Annotated in this window: 19 protein-coding genes; 10 read left to right on the top strand and 9 right to left on the bottom strand. The window is 65.8% G+C overall.

The annotated features are described in order from the left end of the window. Positions 1-66: 66 nt before the first annotated feature. Positions 67-1,548 carry an MDR family MFS transporter gene (locus AAHK20_RS04595; protein WP_449180260.1) on the bottom strand — a complete coding sequence of 494 codons (1,482 nt, stop codon included), beginning with the start codon at positions 1,546-1,548 and terminating at the stop codon, positions 67-69. Between the two features lie 205 nt (positions 1,549-1,753). Here AAHK20_RS04595 and AAHK20_RS04600 point away from each other — a divergent pair, with 205 nt between their 5' ends. From AAHK20_RS04600 to AAHK20_RS04620, 5 genes are read left to right on the top strand one after another with little or no spacing between them, the layout of a single operon-like run. Continuing rightward, complete coding sequence (locus AAHK20_RS04600) at positions 1,754-2,230, top strand: ferritin-like domain-containing protein (protein WP_449180261.1); 477 nt, start codon at positions 1,754-1,756, stop codon at positions 2,228-2,230. 25 nt (positions 2,231-2,255) lie between these two features. Beyond that, a complete protein-coding gene (locus AAHK20_RS04605; RefSeq protein WP_449180262.1) occupies positions 2,256-3,266 on the top strand; it encodes a Vgb family protein in 1,011 nt (336 codons plus the stop codon). Between the two features lie 29 nt (positions 3,267-3,295). Next, positions 3,296-3,985 carry an ABC transporter ATP-binding protein gene (locus AAHK20_RS04610; protein WP_449180584.1) on the top strand — a complete coding sequence of 230 codons (690 nt, stop codon included), beginning with the start codon at positions 3,296-3,298 and terminating at the stop codon, positions 3,983-3,985. A gap of 1 nt (position 3,986) precedes the next feature. Beyond that, positions 3,987-6,527, top strand: a complete 2,541-nt coding sequence (locus AAHK20_RS04615; protein ID WP_449180263.1) for an FtsX-like permease family protein — start codon at positions 3,987-3,989, stop codon at positions 6,525-6,527. A gap of 4 nt (positions 6,528-6,531) precedes the next feature. Continuing rightward, positions 6,532-7,698: a lipocalin-like domain-containing protein gene (locus tag AAHK20_RS04620; RefSeq protein WP_449180264.1), complete on the top strand. Its 1,167-nt coding sequence runs from the start codon at positions 6,532-6,534 to the stop codon at positions 7,696-7,698. 31 nt (positions 7,699-7,729) lie between these two features. Here AAHK20_RS04620 and AAHK20_RS04625 read toward each other — a convergent pair whose 3' ends face one another. From AAHK20_RS04625 to mdtD, 3 genes are all read right to left on the bottom strand, one after another. After that, positions 7,730-8,575 carry a GNAT family N-acetyltransferase gene (locus AAHK20_RS04625; protein WP_449180265.1) on the bottom strand — a complete coding sequence of 282 codons (846 nt, stop codon included), beginning with the start codon at positions 8,573-8,575 and terminating at the stop codon, positions 7,730-7,732. Between the two features lie 21 nt (positions 8,576-8,596). Continuing rightward, positions 8,597-9,076, bottom strand: coding sequence for a YbhB/YbcL family Raf kinase inhibitor-like protein (locus AAHK20_RS04630; protein ID WP_449180266.1), 480 nt, complete (start codon positions 9,074-9,076; stop codon positions 8,597-8,599). Positions 9,077-9,303: 227 nt separating this feature from the next. Beyond that, positions 9,304-10,704, bottom strand: a complete 1,401-nt coding sequence (gene mdtD / locus AAHK20_RS04635) for a multidrug transporter subunit MdtD (protein ID WP_449180267.1) — start codon at positions 10,702-10,704, stop codon at positions 9,304-9,306. A 104-nt stretch (positions 10,705-10,808) separates the two neighbouring features. Between mdtD and AAHK20_RS04640 the strand changes: the two genes are divergently transcribed. Next, the gene (locus tag AAHK20_RS04640) at positions 10,809-11,669 is read left to right on the top strand and encodes a LysR family transcriptional regulator (RefSeq protein ID WP_449180268.1); all 861 of its coding nucleotides are present in this window, start codon (positions 10,809-10,811) and stop codon (positions 11,667-11,669) included. A 50-nt stretch (positions 11,670-11,719) separates the two neighbouring features. On the opposite strand, the gene AAHK20_RS04645 is transcribed toward AAHK20_RS04640, so the two are convergent. The 3 genes from AAHK20_RS04645 to AAHK20_RS04655 all read right to left on the bottom strand — a co-directional run bounded on the left by AAHK20_RS04645 (position 11,720) and on the right by AAHK20_RS04655 (position 12,857). Next, the gene (locus tag AAHK20_RS04645; protein WP_449180269.1) at positions 11,720-12,157 is read right to left on the bottom strand and encodes a DUF29 domain-containing protein; all 438 of its coding nucleotides are present in this window, start codon (positions 12,155-12,157) and stop codon (positions 11,720-11,722) included. Positions 12,158-12,243: 86 nt separating this feature from the next. Beyond that, positions 12,244-12,621: a type II toxin-antitoxin system VapC family toxin gene (locus AAHK20_RS04650; RefSeq protein ID WP_449180270.1), complete on the bottom strand. Its 378-nt coding sequence runs from the start codon at positions 12,619-12,621 to the stop codon at positions 12,244-12,246. Beyond that, on the bottom strand, positions 12,621-12,857 hold the full coding sequence (locus AAHK20_RS04655; RefSeq protein ID WP_449180271.1) for a type II toxin-antitoxin system Phd/YefM family antitoxin: 237 nt from the start codon (positions 12,855-12,857) through the stop codon (positions 12,621-12,623). The genes AAHK20_RS04650 and AAHK20_RS04655 overlap by 1 nt, the downstream gene beginning before the upstream one ends. A gap of 196 nt (positions 12,858-13,053) precedes the next feature. On the opposite strand from AAHK20_RS04655, the gene AAHK20_RS04660 reads away from it, so the two are divergent. After that, positions 13,054-15,072, top strand: a complete 2,019-nt coding sequence (locus AAHK20_RS04660) for a bifunctional DedA family/phosphatase PAP2 family protein (RefSeq protein ID WP_449180272.1) — start codon at positions 13,054-13,056, stop codon at positions 15,070-15,072. Positions 15,073-15,111: 39 nt separating this feature from the next. Continuing rightward, positions 15,112-16,164 carry a VTT domain-containing protein gene (locus AAHK20_RS04665; RefSeq protein WP_449180273.1) on the top strand — a complete coding sequence of 351 codons (1,053 nt, stop codon included), beginning with the start codon at positions 15,112-15,114 and terminating at the stop codon, positions 16,162-16,164. Here AAHK20_RS04665 and AAHK20_RS04670 read toward each other — a convergent pair. Then, positions 16,161-17,471, bottom strand: coding sequence for an aspartate aminotransferase family protein (locus AAHK20_RS04670; RefSeq protein ID WP_449180274.1), 1,311 nt, complete (start codon positions 17,469-17,471; stop codon positions 16,161-16,163). The genes AAHK20_RS04665 and AAHK20_RS04670 overlap by 4 nt on opposite strands. Positions 17,472-17,647: 176 nt before the next feature. Between AAHK20_RS04670 and AAHK20_RS04675 the strand changes: the two genes are divergently transcribed. Continuing rightward, positions 17,648-18,547, top strand: coding sequence for a LysR family transcriptional regulator (locus tag AAHK20_RS04675; protein ID WP_449180275.1), 900 nt, complete (start codon positions 17,648-17,650; stop codon positions 18,545-18,547). A 76-nt stretch (positions 18,548-18,623) separates the two neighbouring features. Here AAHK20_RS04675 and AAHK20_RS04680 read toward each other — a convergent pair whose 3' ends face one another. Continuing rightward, positions 18,624-20,663, bottom strand: a complete 2,040-nt coding sequence (locus AAHK20_RS04680; protein WP_449180276.1) for a M3 family metallopeptidase — start codon at positions 20,661-20,663, stop codon at positions 18,624-18,626. 302 nt (positions 20,664-20,965) lie between these two features. On the opposite strand from AAHK20_RS04680, the gene AAHK20_RS04685 reads away from it, so the two are divergent. Then, the gene (locus AAHK20_RS04685; RefSeq protein WP_449180277.1) at positions 20,966-22,330 is read left to right on the top strand and encodes a sensor domain-containing diguanylate cyclase; all 1,365 of its coding nucleotides are present in this window, start codon (positions 20,966-20,968) and stop codon (positions 22,328-22,330) included. Positions 22,331-22,354 lie beyond the last annotated feature (24 nt).

Here is a 22,354-nt window from a genome sequence, read left to right on the forward strand (position 1 = left end):
TGCGCTAATGGATTCGCATTGCGCGCCACCAATTCGTTAACTGTTCACTCAAAAACGCGCAATACGCTAGACCGCTTCGGTCGTGGACACGCGCCGCGCGTGCTGCCCGAGGCGCACCGGCGGCACGAACAGCAAGGACACGACCGCCGCCACGACGATCACGAGCAAAGCCACAAACGTCTGATGAAGCGATTGATGCAGCACGAGCCGGATCGCCTGGTTCTCGACACGCGCCGCCGCCCCCGCGTCGAGCAGCTGGCGCAATTGATCGTTCGTGACCGCCGCCATGCCCTTCGCGTGGCCCAGCCCATAGTTGAGCACCGCACCGAAGATCGTAGCACCGAGCGTGCTGCCCAGATTGCGCGAGAAGAGGTTCGACGCCGTCGCGCTGCCGCGCTGCGACGGGCCGACGATTTCCTGAATCAGCACCAGACAGCAGACGCTCGACGTGCCCATGCCGAGCCCCATCACGAGCGAACCCACGCCCGCAAGGACCGGCGAGCTGGCCGGGTTCAGCACGACGAACGGCAGCGCGCCGATCGGCAGGAACAGACTGCCGCCAATCAAGATGCGCCGCAGCCCGTAGCGATGGAACGTGCGCGCGGCGAGCGTCGATCCCGCGGGCCAGCCGAGCATCATCATCGTCAGCGCGAGGCCCGCGACGACCGGCGAACGGTGCAGCACGCCTTGCACGTACATCGGCAGAAACGTCGTCAACCCCATCAGCGCCATGCCGCAAAAGAGCGTCGCCGCGTTGGCGGCCGCGATCGGCCGGTGCGCCCACAGCGAGAACGAGATCATCGGCTCGGCCGCGCGCCGCTCCTGCCAGACGAACAGCACCGAGCACACGAAGAACAGCGCGAACTCGAACCACTCGCGCTCGGCGCCTGTGCTGATGTCGGTGAGCCCCATCATCAGCGCGCCGATCGCGATCGTGAAGAGCGCGGCGCCCGCGAGGTCGAGCGAACGCCGCTCGTGCCGCTCCTCTTCGTGCAGGTACGCCATGAATCCGAACATGGACGCGAGACCGATCGGCACGTTGATCCAGAAGATCCACGCCCACGACAGATCCTTGATGATGAGCCCGCCCGCCATCGGCCCGAGCACCGCCGAGATCGCCCATACGCTCGCGAGCCAGCCCTGCACTTTGCCGCGCTCGTGCGCGGGATAGAGATCGCCGATGATCGTGAGCGTGACCGGCTGGATGCAGCCCGCGCCGACGCCCTGGATGAGCCGGAACACGATCATCGCCGGCATCGACCATGCGAAGCCTGCCAGCACCGAGCCGATCAGGAAGATCACGAGCCCCGCGAGCATGATGGGCTTGCGCCCGTACAAATCGGCGAGCTTGCCGAACATGACCGTCGTGGCGGTCTGCGCGAGCAGGAACGAAGCGAAAACCCAGCTATAGAGACTGAGGCCGCCTAAATCGGCCACGATTTGCGGCATGGCGGTGGAGACGATCGTCGCTTCGATGGCGACCATCGCGCTCGCGGCCATCACGGAAGCCACGACGAGCGGCCGGGAAGTTTGCGGTTTACCTGACATGGGGCTCGCTCGATTGGCGAATAGTTGGAGTAGTAATTCGACGGCTGAAACACGAATTATGAGCGCTTCGCGAAAGGCGTGCTGAAGGTGCCCCAAGCGAGTAACGGGTTCGTAAAGTGGCAAAACTCGGCGGCAAAACTCGATAAGTGCAACAATCGACATCGTCAGCGCGGTTGCAAACTCTTTCGTCAACACGGAGGCGGACATGGCTGAGATCGAGAAGGAACCGGTCGTGGCAGTGCTGAACAAGATCCTCGAATCCGAACTGGCCGGCGTGGTGCGGTACACGCACTACTCGTTCCTGGTGTTCGGATTCGGCCGCATTCCCATCGTGTCCTGGTTGCGGCAGCAAGCGGACGAATCGCTCGTGCATGCCCAACAGGCCGGCGAATGGATCACGACGCTCGGCGCCTATCCGTCGCTTGCCATCGGTCCGCTCCTCGATTCCCATACGTTCGATATCGGCTCGATCTTGCGCGAGTCGCTCGAGGCCGAGCAGGTCGCGCTCGGCCTTTATCGCGAGCTGCTCGCGCTCGTTGAAGACCGCTCCGTTGCGCTCGAAGAGTTCGCGCGCCAGATGATCCAGGTCGAAGAGCTGCACGCGGGCGAAGTCGACAAGATGCTGCGCCGCCCCGGCTCGACGACGACTTCGCCGCAGCATGGCATGGGGCTCGCCGAATAGGCGTTGCCTCACGCGAGATCACGTCATGAAGATCGGATGGATTGGCGCGGTGCTTGTCGCGCTCGTTTGTGGAAGCGCGCTCGTTAGCGGAACCTCGGGAACCGCGTACGCGCAGCAGCCGCCCCCGTTCGACAGCTTCGCGGTGCCGGAAGGCAGCGCGCCGCATGACGTGGCGCCCTCGCCCGACGGCACCGTCTGGTACACCGCGCAAGCGCAAGGCGTGCTCGGCAGGCTCGACCCGACGAGCGGCAAGATCGTGCAGGTGCCGCTCGGCAGCGGATCGGCGCCACACGGCGTGATCGTCGGCCCCGATGGTGCGGCATGGGTCACCGATGGCGGCTTGAACGCGATCGTGCGCGTCGATGCGAAAACGCTTGCCGTTACACGCTTTCCGCTGCCGCCGAACCGGCCTGACGCCAACCTGAACACCGCCGTGTTCGACAAGCACGGGCATCTGTGGTTTACCGGGCAAAGCGGCATCTATGGCGAACTCGATCCGCAGCGCGGCAACCTGCGCGTCTTCGATGCGCCACGCGGCCGCGGCCCCTACGGCATCTGCGTCACGCCGGACGGCAGCCTCTATTTCGCGTCGCTCGCGGGCAGCTATCTCGGCCACATCGATCCGGTTAGCGGTGCGGCGCAAGTCATCGAGCCGCCGACGCCGAATCAAGGCGCGCGCCGCGCGTGGGCCGATTCGAAGGGACGCGTGTGGATCAGCGAGTGGAACGCGGGCAAGGTCGGCGTATTCGATCCGCAGACGCGTCAATGGCGCGAATGGAAGTTGCCGGGCAGCGACCCGCACGCGTACGCGATCTTCGTCGATGCGCACGACATCGTCTGGTTGAGCGAATGGAGCGCGAACGCGCTCGTGCGCTTCGATCCGCAACGCGAGCATTTCGATGTGTTGGTATTGCCGCGCCAGCATGCGAACGTGCGCCAGATGATGGGACGCACGGGCGAAGTCTGGCTCTCGGAATCGGGCACCGATCATCTGCTGCGCTACCGGTCCGGCGCGGCGACTTCAAACAGCAATTAGCGGCAACTAAGGGAATTCATCGACCCATGATGCTGACGCTCGCCAACGTCTCGAAGCACTACGACGGCAAAACACCGCGCAACGTGCTGCGCGGCGTGAATCTCGAACTGCGCGCCGGGGAGTGCGTGGCGATCATGGGCGAATCGGGCGTCGGCAAGTCGACGCTGCTCAATCTCGCGGCCGGACTCGACCGGCCCGACGCGGGCCAAATCGTCTTCGACGGACACGATCTCGCCACGCTCGACGACGACGCCGCCACCCTGCAGCGCCGCCAAAAAATGGGCTTCGTGTTCCAGGCCTTCCACGTGCTGCCGAATCTCTCGGCGGCCCAGAACATCGCGTTGCCGCTGCTCTTGAACGGCATGCGCCCGAAAGAGGTGCCGGTGCGCGTGTCCTTCGCGCTGCTCGCGGTGGGGCTCGGCGGACGTGAGCATGCGCTGCCGCGCGAGCTGTCGGGCGGCGAGCTGCAGCGCGTGGCGATTGCGCGTGCGCTCGTGCATCAGCCGCGGCTCGTCTTGGCCGACGAGCCCACGGGCAATCTCGATCACGACACCGCAATGCGGATTCTCGAGCTGCTGCGCGAGCTCGCGCAAAAGAACGGCGCAGGCGTGCTGCTCGCCACGCACTCGGCGGCCGTGGCCGCTGCCGCCGACCGCGTGCTGCGGCTCACGCCCGACGGGCTCGAGCCGCTCGGGCCTGTTAAGCCGCTTGAGCACTGACATGCCTGCGGGCGGACTGAGCGCCGCGTTCCTCATCGGCGAAATGCGCGGTCATCCGCTGCGCACGTTGATCGGCATCCTCGCCATCGCCGCCGGCGTCGCGATGGGCTACGCCGTGCAGTTGATCAACCGCGCGGCGCTCACCGAACTGTCGGCGACCGTCAATGCGCTGATGGGCAACGCCGATATCGAACTGCGCGGCCCGCGCGCGGGCTTCGATGAAGCGCTGTACCCGCGCATCGCGAGCTTGCCCGAAGTCGCGGCAGCAAGCCCGGTGGTCGAAGTCGATGCGCGTGTCGCGGGCCGCGATGAATCGCTGAAACTGCTTGGCGTCGACGTGTTTCGCGCGCAATACGTCACGCCGAATCTCATCGGGCGGGTCGATCGCGAGGAACAAGCCAAGCACGGCAGTCTCGATCTGCTCGACCCCGACACCGTGTTTCTCTCCCCCGCCGCGCTGACCTGGCTCGCGCTCAAGCCCGGCGATTCGCTGACGGTGCAGGTCGGGCTCGCGCCCGTTGCGCTGCGCGTCGCGGGCGTACTGCCCGCATCGGGAGAAGCGGTGCGGGTCGGCGTAATGGATATCGGAGCTGCGCAATGGCGCTTGCAGCGGCTCGGCACGCTGCAGCGCATCGATATCAAGCTCAAGGCCGGTGTCGATGCCGACGCGTTCGCCCATTCGCTCGCGCCGGTCTTGCCCGCGGGCGTCGCCGCCGTCACGCCGCGCGAGAGCACGCACCGCACGTCGATGCTCTCGCGCGCGTATCGCGCGAATCTGAACGTGCTCGCGCTCGTCGCGCTGTTCACGGGCGCGTTTCTCGTCTTCACGATGCAGGCGCTCGCCGCACTGCGGCGCCGCGCGCAATTCGCGCTGCTGCGCGCGATCGGCGTGACGCGGGGCGGCGTGCTGCGGCTCGTCGTCTCCGAAGGCGCCGTGCTCGGCGTGCTCGGCGGCGCCGCGGGTCTCGCGGTCGGGTTCGCGCTCGCGGCCGCCGTGCTTCGCTATGCGGGCGGCGATCTCGGCGGCGGCTATTTCGAAGGCGTCCAGCCGCGCGTGCATTTCGATGCGATGCCTGCCGCGATATTTTTTGCGCTGGGCGTGGTCGCATCGATGCTCGGCAGCCTGGCGCCCGCGCTCGAAGCAGCGCGGGCGCGCCCCGCGCAGGCGCTGAAGGCGGGCGACGAGGAAGTCTCCACGGCGCGGCTACGCACGAAGCGAATCCTGACCGGTGCGCTTGCGGCCTTGTGCGCGGGGCTCGTGTCGACGTTCTTGCCGCCGGTGGCCGGTTTGCCCGTGTTCGGCTACCTCGCGATCGCGCTGCTGCTCCTGGGCGGCGTGCTCGCCATGCCCGCCGTCGCACGCTTGGTGTTCGCCACGCTGCCCCGCTCGCGCCACGCGCTGCCGCAACTCGTGCTGTCGCAGCTCGCCAACGCGCCCGGCCGCGCCACGATCGGCCTCGCGGGCATCGTCGCGAGCTTCAGCCTGATGACCGCCATGGCCATCATGGTGTCGAGCTTTCGGGTGGCGGTCGACGACTGGCTGCAATTGCTGCTGCCCGCGCCGCTCTACCTGCGCGCGTCGCCGGGCGGCGACAGCGCATTCCTGTCGCCGGGCGACCAGGCGGCCATCGCCGCCACGCCCGGCGTCGCGCGCGCCGAATTCCTGCGCGCGACGCAAATCTCGCTCGACCCGAGCCTGCCGCCCGTCAGCCTGCTCGCGCGGCCGATCGATCCGCGCAATCCCGCCGCGCGTCTGCCGCTCACCTCGGCGCCGCTCGTGCCGCGCGATGGCGACCCGCCGCCCGTGTGGATCAGCGAAGCGGTCGCCGATCTCTACGGCATGCGGCCAGGGCAACGCATCACGCTGCCGATTGCGGGAGAACGCTTGCCGTTCACAGTGGCGGGCGTCTGGCGCGACTACGCGCGTCAGTTCGGCGCGATCGCGATCAACGCCAGCGACTATCGCCGGCTCACTCACGACACGCGCGAGACCGACGCCGCCCTGTGGCTCGCCTCGGGCGTCGCGCCCGCGCAAGCCGCTGCGCGCTTGCGCACAAGCGTGTCCGGCGGCGAGCGCCTCGAATTCGCTCAGCCAGGCGAGATCCGCGCTGCGAGCTTGCGCATTTTCGACCGCAGCTTCGCCGTCACGTATCTGCTGGAGGCGGTCGCCGTGATCATCGGACTGTTCGGCGTCGGCGCGAGCTTCGGCGCGCAAGCGCTCGCACGCACGCGCGAGTTCGGCATGCTGCGGCACCTCGGCGTGATGCGCCGGCAGATCGGCATCATGCTCGCGATGGAAGGCGCGCTCGTCGCGCTGCTTGGCGTGATGGCCGGTTTGACGCTCGGCTTGAGTCTGGCGATTGTGCTCGTGCACGTGGTCAATCCACAGTCGTTTCATTGGACGATGAGCCTGCATATGCCGTGGGGGTTGCTTGCGGCGCTCGCGTCCGCGGTTGTGGCGGCCGCCGCGCTGACGGCGCTCATGAGTTCGCGCGCGGCGATGTCGGTGGATGCGGTGCGCGCGGTACGGGATGATTGGTGACGCGATGAAACGGCGCTTGTTCCTGTTATCGGCGTTGACGATGTTGTTAGCCCGGCGTCCCGCGTGGGCGCGCATGCCGGACTTTCCAGCCGTTTCGGCCGGACAGCCGCTTGTGTTCCCGCGCGACTACGGCGCGCATTCGAGCTATCGCACCGAGTGGTGGTATGTGACGGGCTGGTTGCAAAGCGACGCGGATGCCGCGCTTGGCTTCGAGGCGACGTTCTTCCGCTCGCGCCCCGCGCTCGACGATGCGAACCCCAGCCGCTTCGCGCCGAATCAATTGCTGTTCGCCAACGTGGCGTTGAGCGATCCGCGCACGGGCAGCTTGCAGCATGAGCAGCGCGCAGCGCGGCGGGGTTTCGGCTTGGCCGACGCGAGCGAAGCGGACACCGCCGTCCATATCGAGGACTGGTCGCTCGAACGCGATGTGGACGGCCGCTATCGACTGAACGTGGCCACGCCCCGCTTCGGTTTCGCGTTCACGCTGCAACCGACTCAGCCGGTGCTCGTCAACGGCGCCGGCGGCTACAGCCGCAAAGGCCCGCTGCCCAGCGAAGCGAGCTACTACTACAGCCAGCCTGGGCTGCAAGTCGATGGCGTACTCACGCGCGGCGGCCATTCGAGCGGCAACCAAGTGCACGTGCGCGGGCAGGCGTGGCTCGATCACGAATGGTCGTCGGCGCCGCTCGCGGATGAAGCCGTAGGCTGGGACTGGATCGGCATCGATCTCGACAACGGCGGCGCGCTGATGGCGCTTCAGATCCGCGACAAGGCCGGCCGCAAGTTCTGGGCTGGCGGCACGCTGCGCGCGGCCGACGGCAGTACGCATGCGCTGTCGCCAGACAGCGTGAGCTTCACGCCGCTGCGCTGGTGGCGCTCGCCGCATACGGGGACGCGCTATCCGGTGGCGATGCGCGTCGATGCGGAGGACGTGCATCTGACGCTCGTGCCGTTGATGGACGATCAGGAGTTCGATAGCCGAGCGAGCACGGGGGCGGTGTATTGGGAGGGGGCGGTGACGGCGTTTCGGGCGGGGGCTGAAACGGTCTCTCCGGCTGACGCAGGCGTCAGCGCGACCGCCAGTGGCGCCGCTCAAGCCGTCGGCGCGGCAAAACCGTTGGGGCGCGGGTATCTCGAACTGACAGGGTATTTTCAGCGACTTGATCTTTAAGATCTGGCTCGCCGCTAATGCTAAAGCCCCCTCACCCCAGCTCAAACGACGTCACCCCAAACACACGATCGATCGCAATCGAAGGCACATCCTTCGTGTACATCCGCGCCGTTTCGAAAACGCTCGTCATCCCATGCCGTTCCGCGAGCGCGACCGCAGCAGGATTCGTCTCCGGCACATCGAGCACGATGACCTCGCCCGGCATGCTCGCCGCCAGCGCACGAAAGAGCCCGGTCGCCACGTCTACGTCGTCGGCAAACAGCGGCCCGATCTTGCAGCCGGCCTGACAGCGTCGCACAACGCCGTATCCGGCGACGCGTCCCTCCTCGACCGTCGCCATCGCCACTGCGTCCGGCTGCGCAATCCACGCCCTGATGAAACGCTCGCGCTCAGCAGGAAAGCACTGTCGGTCGTAAGCAAGCAGCTGCTCGAACGGCGCATCGGCCGCCGCAATCACCTGCGCGCACCCGATGCCCCGCACAAGCCCTTGATATCGGACATTCCGATAAGCCAGCTGAAAACCCGATTTCTTGTAATTCTCCTGCTGCGCGACGACACCATCGAGACCGACGTTGCGACCTCCGAGGTAACGCATGCCATGCTGCCAAACTCGCATGCCGAAGCCCTTGCCGCGAAACTCCGGCTTCACGATGTAAAGCCCGATGAAGCCAAAGCGCTCGTCATACGCAACAGCCGCGATGCACGCGATGGGCTCGCCGCGCCATTCGCCGACAAAAAAACCGCCCGGGTCGGCTTCCCTGAAACACTGCGGGTCGTGCCACCCCGGATTCCATCCCTCCGCTGCCGCCCATTCGACCGACATTTCCACCTCGCCGGCCGAGGCCCCGCGCACGATAAAGTCGCCGCTCTCATCCATGGCTCGCCCCGTCGTTTCGGTTCAGTGCTTTTGATAAGTGCCGACCAGCTCGCCATGCGCGAGGACGTGCCCCTTCATCGCGGTTTCAAGCGCGGCCTTATCAGGCTTGCCGAGATCGGGCAGCACGGTATCGAGCGCATAGAGCTTCACGAAATAGCGGTGGCGGCCAACCGGCGGACACGGTCCGTTGTATTGAGCGTGCTGAAAATCATTCACGCCCCGCCGCGCGCCCGCCGGCAACGTCGCGCCGCCCGCGCTCCCGGCGTTTTCCTGCAGCGAGCTCGCACTCGGCGGAATGTTGTAGAGCACCCAGTGCACCCAGACCATCTGGGGCGCGGACGGGTCCGGAGCATCGGGGTCGTCGATGATCAGCGCGAGGCTCTTCGCATGGGACGGCACGCCAGCCCATGCGAGCGGCGGCGATACGTCGGCGCCCTGGCAGGTGTGGCGCGTGGGGATTGAGCCACTCGGTTCGAAGGAAGAAGTCAAGGTCAAGGACATTGCAGACTCCTCGCCGGAAGCGTTGAACGCCGGCGCTGCAAGGCAGGCCAGCGTAGACAGCAGGACGGCTTTGTGAAGGCGCATAGAGTTGGGCAGATCGCTGAAATCGATGAGGGTCAAAACTCGATCAAAAAGCGAACGCATCGCCAGCGCTTGCAAGCGTCGACGATGCGGACATGCCCAGAAATTAGATCACGTTCGCGCCAATTTCAATGGCGTCCTTCGGATCAGCGCCCCGCGCCCTGCGGCGCCCGGCGGATGACTCGCGCCGGAGCGGGCTCGTTTTCGAGCCGCCGGAACACCAGCGCCGAAAGCAGCGTGATCACGCCGACGCAAACGAAGCTGAGTCGAAACCCCATCGCGGCCGAGTCCAACTGCGCGGAGAACACGTTGACGAGGCCGCCGCCGATCGATACGCCCAGCCCCATCGCGAGCATCTGCACCATCGAGAACAGGCTGTTGCCGCTACCCGCGTCCGCACGCGACAAGCCCTTCAACGTCACGCTGTTCATCGCGGCGAACTGCATCGAGTTCGCGGCGCCGAACACGGCGAGCACGGCGATCTCGACGGCTAGCGGCGTGCCCTTCGAGATCAGCGCAAACGCGACGATGGCCCCGCCGACGATGAGCGTATTGACGAGCAAGAACGTGTCGTACCCATAGCGCTTGATGAGCGGCGCGATCCAGCGCTTGGCGACGGTGCCCGCGAGCGCGGCAGGCAACATCATCAGACCCGAATGCAACGGCGTGAAGCCGAGCTGCAGCTGCATCAAGAGCGGCAGCAGGAACGGCACCGCGCTCGAACCGATGCGGCACACGAGATTGCCGATCAGGCCCACGCTGAAATTCGGTTCGCTAAAGAGCGCAAGCCGAAAGAGCGGATTCTGGCGGCGCTTCGCATAGGGGATGTACGCGAGCGCCGCGCTGAGGCCAACCGCGAAGAGCCCGGCGGACCACGCGGCGCGATGCGTGTGCACAGGGGCGTCGGTGGCGAGCGAAAACGCGATCATCGCGAGCGACAGCAACGCGCAGCCGACGATGTCGAACGGCGGCGCCGTGCCCGACGTGTCGCGCGGCAGATAGCGATGCACGGCCGCGAGCCCGATCGCGCCGATCGGCACATTGATGAGGAAGATCCAGTGCCACGAGATCGCCTCGGCGAACCAGCCGCCAAGCGTCGGCCCGACGATCGGCCCCACCTGCCCCGCAACCGAAACGAACGCGAGCGCCGACACGTACTGCTCGCTCGTCACGCTGCGCAGCACCGCGAGCCGCCCGATCGGCAGCAGCATCGAGCCGCCGATGCCCTGCAGCACGCGCGCAATCACGAGCTGGTTCAGCGAATGCGCGCTCGAGCAGCAGATCGAACCGAGCACGAAGATCAGGATGGCGGCGAAGTAGACGCGGCGCGTGCCGAAGCGGTCGGCGAGCCAGCCCGAGGCCGGCGTGAGGAGCGCCATCGTGAGCGTGTAGGCAACGACGATCGGCTGCATCGCCAGCGGCGATTCGTGCAGGCTCTGCGCGATGGAAGGAAGCGCGGTGTTGACGATCGTCGTGTCGAGGGCTTGCATGAAGAAGCCGGTGGCGACGATCCACAGTAGCGCGGTTTGTGAGGAATCCTTGTTCATGACGGGCGTTTCTTTCAACAGCCTTAATGATATTAACTACCTGGTCAATCGGGAACCCCACTAACGGCGTTGACTGTCATCGGATTTGCCGATGACAATGGCGCATGCTCAATCCCATCTGGCTCAAGACTTTCGCGACCGTCGCGGCCTGTCACAGCTTCACCGAGGCCGGGCGGCAGCTCGGCCTCACGCAGTCGAGCGTGAGCGAACATATTCGGCGGCTCGAAGACAGCGTCGGCCGGCGGCTCTTCGTGCGCGACACCCATTCGATCGCGATGACGCCCGACGGCGAAGCGATGCTCGCGCATGCGAGCGTGATCCTGCAGGCGATGGCGCGCGCGGAATCGCAGTTTCGCGGGCCGCGGCTGAAGGGCCGCGTGCGGCTCGGCTCGTCGGACGACGTCGCGCTCGGTCCCCTGCCCGCCGTGCTGGCCGCGTTTCGCAACGCGCATCCCGATGTCGAGCTCGAAATCACGATCGCGATGACGGGCAAGCTCTACGAGCTGCTCGATGCGGGCTCGATCGATCTGATGGTGGGCAAGCGGCGCATGGGCGGCCGGCGCGGCGTACCGCTCTTCACATCGCGGCTGGACTGGCTGGCGAAAGCGGGCACGCTCGTCGATCTCACTCAGCCGCTGCCGCTCATTCTCGTTGCCGAGCCGAGCGTCACGCGCGCCGTGGTGCTCGATGCGCTCGCGGAAAAAGGCGTGCGCTGGCAAGTGGTGTGCACGAGCAGCAGCTATGCGGGGTGTGTCGCTGCCGCGCGCGGCGGGCTCGGCGTGACGGTGCGTTCCCAATACCTTGCGGCGCGCGGTTTGACGCCGCCGGTGAACATATCGAGCCTGCCTTCGCTGCCCGATGTCGAATTCATCTGCCTGGCGGCCAAGCGGCTCAGCCGTCCGGCGGGGACGTTGCTGGAGTTGCTGCAGGAGAGCGATCTGCGGGGAGATTGGGTGGGGGAGTAGCCGCAGCAAGCCGAGGCTCTATTGCGTGAGCCGGGCTCGCGGCTGTTCTATCAATCAGGATGAAACTCTTGGGAGAGCACGTCATCCCCGGCCCAGGGCAAGACCTCCGGGAACACGTCCAAGTCGAGCCCGGTTTCATTGCTCGCCAAACTGCGCGCTTTCGACCAAACGATATCGAGCCAAGCGGCATCGCCGAACTTGCCACGAAGGCTCGGTGCTTCGTTCAGCACGTAGGCCACTTCCTTGCGTTGAGTGCGGATCGTGAACTGCCAGCTCTTGCTGCGACGCGAGGGTTGAAACTGCCATTTCAGCAGATGAGCCAATAGAACCGACATCCGGCTCGCCAATTCGCGCTGCTCGCTCTTGCCCACGTCCTCGATCTCCTCGGCGATATGCTCGACGTCGATGGCCGACAACTTGCCGGCGCGCAGCAGGGCGGCTTGCTCGCTCGCCCACGCCACTACGTCCTGCTCGTATCTCGTTCCCATGATCGTTCCGTCAGTAAACACGTGCGCAAAGAATAGCATGCAGGTACGCGCCAAAGCTCGCGCGAGGCCCGTTGGGCGGGCCTGCCTTATACGGTGATAACCAGATCGGTGTATTTCGACAGGTGCCCGTCCGACGTCATCAAACGTAGCGGCTCCGATAGCGCCTGCGCGACGAGAATCCGGTCGAACGGGTCGCGGTGAATGTCGGGCAGATCGCGGACCAGCGCGGCGTGAACCGCCCGCACCGGCAATTCCGAATAGCCGCTGGCTTCGATCTCGGACACGAGAAGATTCACGTCGACCTCGAGCTTGCCAAGACCCGCCTTGATCGATGCTTCCCATATGCTCGCGCTACTGATGAAAACTTCGTCGGCATCGAGTATCAGCTTGCGTGCGGCTTTGGTCAGCTTGCGGTCATCGGTGACCGACCAAAGGAAGACGTGTGTATCGAGTAGCAAGCGCATCAACGGCCCTCGAATGCAGCGATCACGTCATCGGGCAGCGGCGCATCGAAGTCATCCGCAATGCGAACCTTGCCTTTCAGACCGCCGAAGCGGCGCACAACCTTGGGCCGTTCCATCGGCACCAGTCGCGCGGCCGGTTTGCCGGCCTTGGCAATCACAATTTCCTCGCCGTTAGCCGCCGCATCGACCAAGCGCGAAAACTGGGTCTTCGCTTCATGAATATTGACCGTTTGCATAACTGCTCCTAGTGGACTTAGTCCATGTTAGTCCACATCGATGCGTGAGTCAACGCTCCCGGCAGATCGCCGCACCATTCACCAACCGCGAAATCCGGATACGCTATGGAAGTCGGCGGTCAACCGGATCGCTGGTTGACCTGCCGCAGTATCCAGCCCACCCCACCCGAGCGCCCCCCACCCGCCGGAGACCCAGATGGAGCATGCGTACGCCCAACTCTTGCACGCGCTCGCGGAGCACGCAGGCTGGGCGCTGACCGTCGTCTTCCTCGCGGCGTTTCTCGAAGCGCTCGCCGTCGTCGGCACGTTCGTCCCCGGCAGCACGATCCTGTTCATCGCTGGCGCGCTCGTGGGCACGGGCGCGCTGAATCTCGGCTGGCTCTTCCTCAGCGCGATCGCCGGCGCCGTCTGTGGCGACGGCATCAGCTATTGGATCGGCCATCGCTACCGGGACTCCATCGCGGGCCGTTGGCCGTTCAGCACGCATCCGGCCATCCTCGAAGGCGGCCGTCAATACTTCGCCAAGCACGGCGCCTTGAGCGTCGTCACCGCGCGCTTTTTCGCTCCGCTGCGGGCCATCGTGCCGGTCGTCGCGGGCATGCTCGGCATGACCCCCGCGCGCTTTTACACGATGAATGTGGTGTCGGCGCTGCTGTGGGCGCTCGCGCATATCCTGCCGGGCGTCGTGTTCGGCGCATCGATCGAACTCGCGGGCGCGGTGTCGTTCCGTCTCGTGACCGTCATTGCGATTCTCGCGGCCGCGCTGTGGGTCAGCGTGCAGGTGGTGCGCGTCGTGCTCGACCACGCGCGAAACTGGGCGAATGCATCGCGCGCAGCGCTGACGCAGTGGGCGCGTCGACACGAAGGCAAGCTCGGCTGCAATGTGATGCGGCTGTTCGACCCGGCCCGCCCCGTCATGGGATCGCTGTTCGCGCTCACCGTGCTCGTCGTGCTGGCCGCCGCGATTTTCTTCACCGTGTTCGCGGGCGTGATGAGCGGCGCGCCGCTCGTGCAAGTCGATCTGTCCGCGTACCGCTATTTGCAGTCGATCCGCTCGCCGTGGGCCGATGCGGTCTTCTCCGTTCTCGCCACGCTCGGCGCCGTGCCGACGCTCGCGACGCTCGTCGCGACCACCACGCTCTTGATGGCCTATGAGCGCCGCTGGCGCACCATCGCATACTGGCTGACTGCGGTCGTGTTCTCGCAGATGCTGATCATCGTGATCCAGTTGAGCGTGCTGCGCGTGGCGCCCGGACACGCCGGCTCCGACGTCTACACGTTCCCGAGCAATCACGTCGCCGCGACGGTCACGATCTACGGCTTTCTGGCCTTTTTGCTCACGCGCCGCGTCGGCCGCATCCAGGGCGTCGCGGTGAACGTCGTCTCGACGGGCATCATCGTCGCCGTCGCGTTCGCGGGTCTCTATCTGGGCCGCTTCGCCCTGTCGGACGCGCTCGGCGGCGCGGCGTTCGCGGTCATCTGGGTGGCGATCGCGGGAGTATTCGCCGTCTGGAGACATCCCGATTCGCCACCGAGCCGGCCGCACATGCCCGCCGTATTCCTCGCGATGATTGGCTTGAGCGTCGCGTGGCAGGCGAGCGGCAGCGTGTCGGGCAACGCCGCGTCCGAAACGCCGCCGAGCGTGCCGATCGCCGTCACCGAAGCGAAATGGGCCGACTCGGTCTGGAAGACCTTTCCGTGTTATCGCTCCGACATGGTCGGCGACCGGCGCGAACCCATCACCGTGCAATGGGCGAGCGATCCCTCGCAGCTCGCGGCGCAATTGGAGAGCCGCGGTTGGATCGAAGGCACGCGCCTGACGACGCGCAGCCTGCTCTCGCTCGTCTCGCCCGATGTCTCGGCGATGTCTCTGCCGGTGCTGCCGAAGCTCAACAACGGCATACCGTCGACGCTCGTCTTCACCCGTTCGCACGCCACGCGCGACGAGCGCGACGTGCTGCGCTTCTGGCCGACCGACTATGCAGTCGAACGGCACGACGGCAATCCGCCGGCGCCGATCTGGCTCGGCTCGCTCGTGCACGAGCGCTTGCTGCGGCCGTCGTGGCCGTTCAACATCTTGCGTCCCGACAAGCGCATGGAGCCGCTCATCGCCGAGTCCGGCCAGCCGGCGGCATGGCGCGCGCTCGAAGTCTCGAAAGATACGGGCTGCAACGGCGTGCCCGTCAATTTGTTATCGTCGGACCTGCGGCAGTAGCTTGCCATGGCGAACATGAAGTAACGGGAATCGAAGCACATGCATCCAATTCCTCCTGAGATGATTGCAAGCTGGGGCGCCGGGGTCGTCTTCCTGAACGTTCTGTTGGCCCGGCTCGGCGTTCCGATCCCGGCCGTGCCGATACTCGTGCTGGCGGGCACGGCGATCGCGAGCCACACGCTGTCGTTCTGGCCCGTGCTGCTTTGCGCGGTACTCGGCGCGCTCATCGGCGACGGCGTGTGGTTCGCCGCGGGCCGCCGCTACGGTGAGCGCGTGTTCGAGGCCATCGCGCGGCTGTCTCCGTACATTGGCGTCACCGTGCGCGCGGCGCGCTCGTTGTTCGAGCGCTTCGGCGTGTCGATCACGGCCGTGTCGAAATTCGTCCCCGGTCTCGCGTTCATTACCCCGCCGCTGATGGGCACGACGCGCGTCGATACGCGCATCTTCGTGGCCTGGGACGTGGTGAGCGCCACGACGTGGGCGGCGTGCTGGCTGCTCGGCGGCGTGGTCGTGCAAAAGGAATTGCACCTGTTGCTGAGCGTCGTCAGAGGCCATGGCGCCACGCTCATCGACGTGGTCGCCGCCATCCTCGGGAGCTACTTCGTGCTGCGCCTGATGCAACGCTGGCGCATGCGCCGGATGCTCGTGCGGTTGCGGCGCGCCGCGCATGCGATGGAGGCGCAGTGGGCGCACGCCGCGCCGTCGCCATCGCCATCGCCTGTCGTGCTCGATGCGCGTCCCGAGCCGATTCGAAGCCACGCGGCGCATCGCATTCCGCGCGCGACGCCGCTCGATCCGGCTTGCGCGGACAACGTGGACGAGGCGCTCGCCGCCGACGACGCCGTGGTCTACTGCGTCTGCCCGGATCACGCCACCGCCGACGAGATCGGCCGCAAGATGCGCGAGAAAGGGTTCACGCGCATCCGCACCGTCAAGGGCGATCTCGATGCGTGGCGGCGGCGCGGCTATCCGATCAGCACGTCGTCACGCGTCGAGGCGGGCGGCATCGAAACATCCGCTGCGCCCGATCTGCCGACTGAACACACGCCGCTCACCGTGCGATGCATCGCGCCCAAGCGGCCGCGCACTTAAGCCGCGAGGCGGTCCAAACTTTCGCGCAACGCCTGATCGAGAATCGAAATCCCGCGATCGATTTCGTCGTGCGATACCGTAAGCGGCGGCGCGATGCGCCAGACCGATCCGCGCTCGGGCCGCCGCCGAATATTCATGCTCAGGCCCAATTCGAAGCACCGCTGCGTGGTGAGCGCGCCCAACGCGTGATGAGGAAGCCGCGATTCGCGGTCCTTCACGAGTTCGACGCCAAGCAGCATGCCTTCGCCGCGCACGTCGCCGATCACTTCATAGCGCGCTTGTAATTCAAGCAAGCGGTTGCGCAGATAAGCGCCCGTCGAGCGTGCGCGAGCGATCAGATCCTCTTTCACGATCGTATCGAGCACGGCGAGCCCGACACGCGCCGGCAGCGGATCGGATACGTGGCTCGTGTAGTACGTGAAGCCCTTTTCGTGGACGTCCGCTTCGATCTTCTCGGTGGTGATCGTGGCGGCAAGCGGCAAGCCGCCGCCCATCGTCTTCGACACGCTCATGATGTCCGGCACGACGCCGAAAAAATCCGAAGCCGTCCGATGGCCGATGCGTCCGAACGCGGTTTGCGCCTCGTCGAAGATGAGCAGCATGCCGCGCTCGTCGGCCGCGCGGCGTAGCGCCTGCATGTACGATTTCGGCGGCACCAGCACGCCGCCCGCGCTGATGATCGGCTCGACGATGATCGCGGCGCCGCGCCCGGTCGACGCCATGTCGAACATCTTGAGGCCCAGTTCCAGGCACGCAAGCGCCGATGCTTCGCCCGAAAGCCCCTTGATATACGGACGATATTCGTTCGGCTCCGGCATCACGAACACGCCCGGCGGCGGCACGCCATAGCCCTTGCGGTCGCTCGCGAACGAGACGCTGCTCGCGCCGCCCGTCACGCCATGCCACGAGCCGCCCACCGCGAGCACCTCGTAGCCGCCGGTGAACATCTTCGCCATGCGCAGCGCGACCTCGTTGCTTTCGGCCCCCGTGTTGACGAAGATCGATTTCTTCAACGGACTGTTCATCCACTCCCGAGCAAGGCGCTCGGCCAGCTCGGCCACGACTTCGGGAATCATCCCGCTGAACAGGTGGAACGCTTCCTGCCCCGCGCGATTGACGGCCGCCACGATCGCCGGATGGTTGTGGCCGATCGTGGCGCACATCTGGCCCGATGTGAAGTCGAGAATCTCGCGGCCGGTGTCGTCGACCACGATCGCGCCCCTGGCCGAACGGAACAGATTCGGAAACGTGTCGCCGCCGTAGCGGACCAGGAATTCCTTTGCAGCGGCGCGAAGATCGTGTTTCATGGGCCCATGTCCTGTTGGAAAATGCATCGTCGATGCGGGTGCAACGACGTTATCAATCTCTGCGCCGCAGCGTCCAATGTTGAATTCGCATCCGCGGCTCATGCGCCAAACGCATCGCGTGCTGCGTTTCTTGCATGACGCCCTACGCCAAACACCTTTCGCTCACGGAGCCTCAGATGGACACCCGGTGGTTTCAGGACTTCCTCACGCTCGCCGAGGTGCGCAACTTCACCAAAGCCGCCGAGATCCGCAATCTGTCGCAAGCCGCGTTCAGCCGGCGCATCCAGGGTCTCGAACAATGGCTCGGCGCGAAGCTCGTCGAGCGCAACGCGTTCCCCACCACGCTGACCGATGCCGGCGAGCGATTCCGCCAAACCGCCGCCGAGGTGACGGCCAAGCTCGCGGACGCCAAAGCGGAACTCGGCGCGGCCCACACGCGCAATCACGTCCGCATCGCGTTGCCCTATGCGCTGGCGACGACGCGGCTTCCCGCGTGGTGGAAGCGCTGGTCGAGCGGTCAACCGCTGACCTGCAGCCTCGAACTCGGCAACGTGCACGACACGGTGTCGGCATTGATGTCGGGCACGGTCGATCTCTTGATCTGCTTTCAGCAGGCGCAGCATCCGATCCGTATCGACGAGGCCCGCTACGAACAGGTGAAGCTGGGCACCGAGGTCGTGCGGCCCTATGCGGCGCGCGCGGAAGTCGAAAGCGGCCGCCTGCGCATGCCCGGCACGCAGGCGCAGCCGCTGCCGCTGCTCATGTACTCGCCGACCGTGTATTTCGCGCGCGTCGTCGATATCGCCATGGAGCAAGCGTCGGAAAAGATCGCGGGGGTCCGCGTGTTCGAAGCGGAAATGTCGGACGTGCTCGGCGATTTGGCGTCGAGCGGTCTCGGCGTCGCCTGGCTCGCCGACAGCTCGTTCGAATCGGACCGAGGATGGGACCTCGTCGCGCTCGGCGACGGGAAATGGGATGTCGAGGTTTCGGTCTGCGCGTATAAGGCGGCGGGCAACCGACAGGCGGGGGTCGATGGGCTTTGGCAGGCGATCTGCAGCCAAAGCGATCGGCGATAAAAAAAGCGGGCACCGCAGTGCCCGCTTCATCGATTGCTTTCCGCTTGCCCGGCTCGCTCGGCCTACCGCGCAAACCTCAACCCGCCAGCAACCCCCGCTTCCTCAACATCGGCGCCGCTTGCGGATCGCGTCCGCGGAACGCGCGAAACGCCGCGCGCTCTTCGCGGCTGTCGCCCGCGCTGTAGATGTAGCGATGCAGCTTCTCGGCCAACGCCGGATCGAACGCGTTGCCGGCTTCCTCGAACGCATCGAACGCCTCGGCCTCCAGCACTTCCGCCCACATGTAGACGTAGTAGCCCGCCGCATACTGCGAGCCGCTGAACACATGCCCGAAATGCGGCAGGCGGTGGCGCATGCCGACTTCGCGCGGCACGCCGAGGCGCTCGCGCTCTTCCGCTTCGAACACGGCGATATCGATACCGGCGGGGTTTTCCTGCAAGTGCAGCGCCATATCGATCAGCGCAGACGACGTGTACGCGACCGTATTGAAACCCTGATTGAAGGTCTGCGCCGCGCGGATGCGCTCGATCAGCGCAGCAGGAATCGGCTCGCCCGTCTTCACGTGACGCGCGTGCTTGGCGAGCACTTCCGGCACCGTCGCCCAGTTTTCCATCAATTGCGATGGCAGCTCGACGTAATCCCACGGCACTTGCGTGCCCGACAAACGCCCGTAACTCACGTCCGACAACAAGCCGTGCAAGCCATGGCCGAATTCATGGAACAGCGTGCGGACGTCCTCGAAACTCAGGAGTGTCGGGCCATCGCCGCCGCGCGAGAAATTGTTGTTGTTCACCACGATCGGAATCGACTGGCGGCCGTTCTTCGACTGATGGCGATAGACACTCATCCACGCGCCGCCCTGCTTGTTGGGCCGCGCATAGTTGTCGCCGAGGAAGATGCCCGCCAGTTCGCCGTCGCGGCGCACTTCCCACACTCTCACATCCGGGTGATAGAGCGGCACGCCGGTCTGCTCGACGAACTGCAGGCCGAACAAGCGGCCCGCGCAATCGAACATAGCGCCGATCATCGCGTCGAGGCTGAAATACGGCTTCACCTGCGCATCGTCGAGGGCATAGCGTTCGGCGCGGACTTTTTCGGCGAGGTAGTACCAATCCCACGGTTCGATATCGGTGGGTTCGCCAAGCGTGGCGGCTTGCTCGGCCAGCGCCTTGCGCTCCTCGCGCACGCTGGCCTTGGCGGGCTCCCATACCTGCCGGAACAAGTCATAGACGGCAGACGGCTTGCCCGCCATCCGGTTCACGAGCGCGTAGTCGGCGTAGCTGACGTAGCCGAGTAATTGGGCCTGCTCGTGACGCAGCGCCAGGATTTCGCGCGCGAGCGGACGGTTGTCGCGCTCCGGCGTTTCGCCGCGGCCGGTCCACGCGCGCCACGCGGCCTCGCGCAGATCGCGGCGCGTGGACCACGTGAGAAACGGCAGCACCAGCGAGCGCGACAGCGTGATCACGTGGCCGTCGACGCCGCGCTCCTGCGCGGCGCTCTTCGCAGCCTCGCGCAGGAATTCGGGCAGGCCCGCGAGGTCGGCCTCGGTTTTCAGGGGCAACTGGTAGCTCGATTCGTCGGCGAGCACGTTTTGCGCGAACTGCGTTTGCAGATTCGCGAGACGCTCCGCGATCGCTGCAAAGCGCTCGCGCGCGGCGCCTTTCAGCGTCGCGCCCGTACGCACGAAATCGGTATGCAGACGATCGACCAAGCGCTGCTGCTCTTCGCTCAACGATAACGCGGCGGCTTGCCGGTGAACGGTATCGAGCCTTGCAAAGAAGCCCGCGTGCATCGATACCTGGCTCGCGTGCGCGGCCAGCAGCGGCGCCATTTCGCGCTCGACCGCCTGCAGTTCGGGCGGCGACTCCGACGAGCACAGGTTTTCGAAGACCAGTTGCACACGTTGGAGGCGCGCGCCGGCGGCATCGAACGCGGCGACCGTGTTGTCGAACGTGGGCGGCGCGGAATTGGTTGCCAACGCATCGATTTCGTCGAGATGCTCGGCGAACAGCGTCGTGAAGGCGGGGATGAAGTGTTCGGGTTGGATTTGCGCAAACGGCGGCAACTGGTAGGGGGTTTGCCAATCTTGCAGCAGCGGGTTGCTGGACTCGGTCATGTCGATTGCCTTGTGGGCGGTCAGCTTGAGGAAGCGGACATGATATGCCAGCGCGCGCGCCGCCGCAGGCGCCCCTTCGCGAAGGAGGGCTCTAGCAACGGACGGGCGGGCGCTCAGTCCGCACTCGAACCACTAGACAAAGCGTACGCGCTTATACAGTACAAACCACAATCAATTGCGGTTCGATATGTAGGACAATAAGCAGTCTGTAGGCGCAAATAACAAACTCGGGAATGACCGCAACAAAAGCCTCATTGCTCGCCGACAGCAAAGGCAGCACGACTACAACCGGGACACGTGGGATGGAAGACTTGCTGATACAGCGCGCCACGCGCAAACAGGCCGCGGTGGCCGGCGTCTTCGCGCTCATCATCCTGCTCACGCTGGCGATCGCCGCGCCGCGCGCACACGTTGCGCTGCCGCCCGTCGCCCCGTTCCTGCCGATGTGCGCGCTCACGGTGTTCACCACCGCATGCATCGCCGCCTATCTCCTCAACGCCCGTTTTGCGGCGACGCGTCAATTGATGCTCTGCGCGCTCGGCGGGGCCTACGCTTACACGGCGGTGGCCGTGGCCTTGCAGCTGCTGACGTTTCCCGGCGTCATCACGCCTGCCGGCCTCTTCGGAGCGGGGCCGCACAGTTCCGGGTGGATCTGGGTGTTCTGGCACGGCGGCTTTCCGCTGCTCGTGATGGTGGCGGCCTTGATCCGCGAGCGCGTCAAACAGCGGCCCGTCAATCCCGCGCACGTCAATTCGTGGGCCTGGGCGCTGATCGGCGGCCCGGTGGCGATTGCCGTCGCGCTCGGGGCACTCGCGATCCATCTGCAACTGCCGCAAGCACTGAACCCCGCGGCCGACGCCGGCAGCCTCTCCAGCGATCACACGGCGCTCGTCATCCTGCTGCTCAATATCGTCGCGATCGTCGTCGTGCTGTCGACGGGCCGGCTGCGCTCGCTGCTCGACCTATGGCTCGCGATCGCGGTGCTCACGTGCTTCATCGACACCTGCCTCAATCTGCTCAGTGCAGACCGCTTCACGGTCGGCTGGTACATCGGGCGCGTGTTCAGCATGCTGGCTCCGGGCATCCTGGTTTGCGTGCTGGTATGGGAAGTGACGGTGCTGTACCGGCGGATGTCCGATGCGTACGCGTCGCTGCTGCAAAGCTCGGTGCTCGATGCGCTGACTCGCATTTACAACCGTACTTACTTCAACGACCAATTACGCAAGGAGTTCGAGCGCGCGAAACGCAATGTGGCGCCGCTATCGCTCGTCATGTTCGACGTCGACAACTTCAAGCCCTACAACGATGAATTCGGACATCTTCAAGGCGATGCCTGCCTGAAAGCAGTGGCGAACGCACTGGCCGGCGCCGTGCGCCGCCCGTCCGATTTCGTGGCGCGCTATGGCGGCGAGGAATTTGCGCTCGTGTTGCCCGATACGGACGCACAGGCCGCCTTGACCATCGCCGAGCGGGCGCGGCAAGCGGTGGTGCTGCTGGGCCTGGGCGCGCCGACGCAGCTTGGCTGCGTGACCGTCAGCGCGGGTTGCGCCACTCACGAACATGGCACGCTGACGAGCCCCGACGAACTGGTCAGCGCGGCGGACGCCGCGCTTTACGCCGCCAAGCGCGCGGGACGCAACCGGGTTCAGCGCGCCGGAGCGGAGTGACATAAAAAAGGCGCCGTGCAAGCA

It is taken from the genome of Trinickia camelliae, from assembly GCF_053525655.1.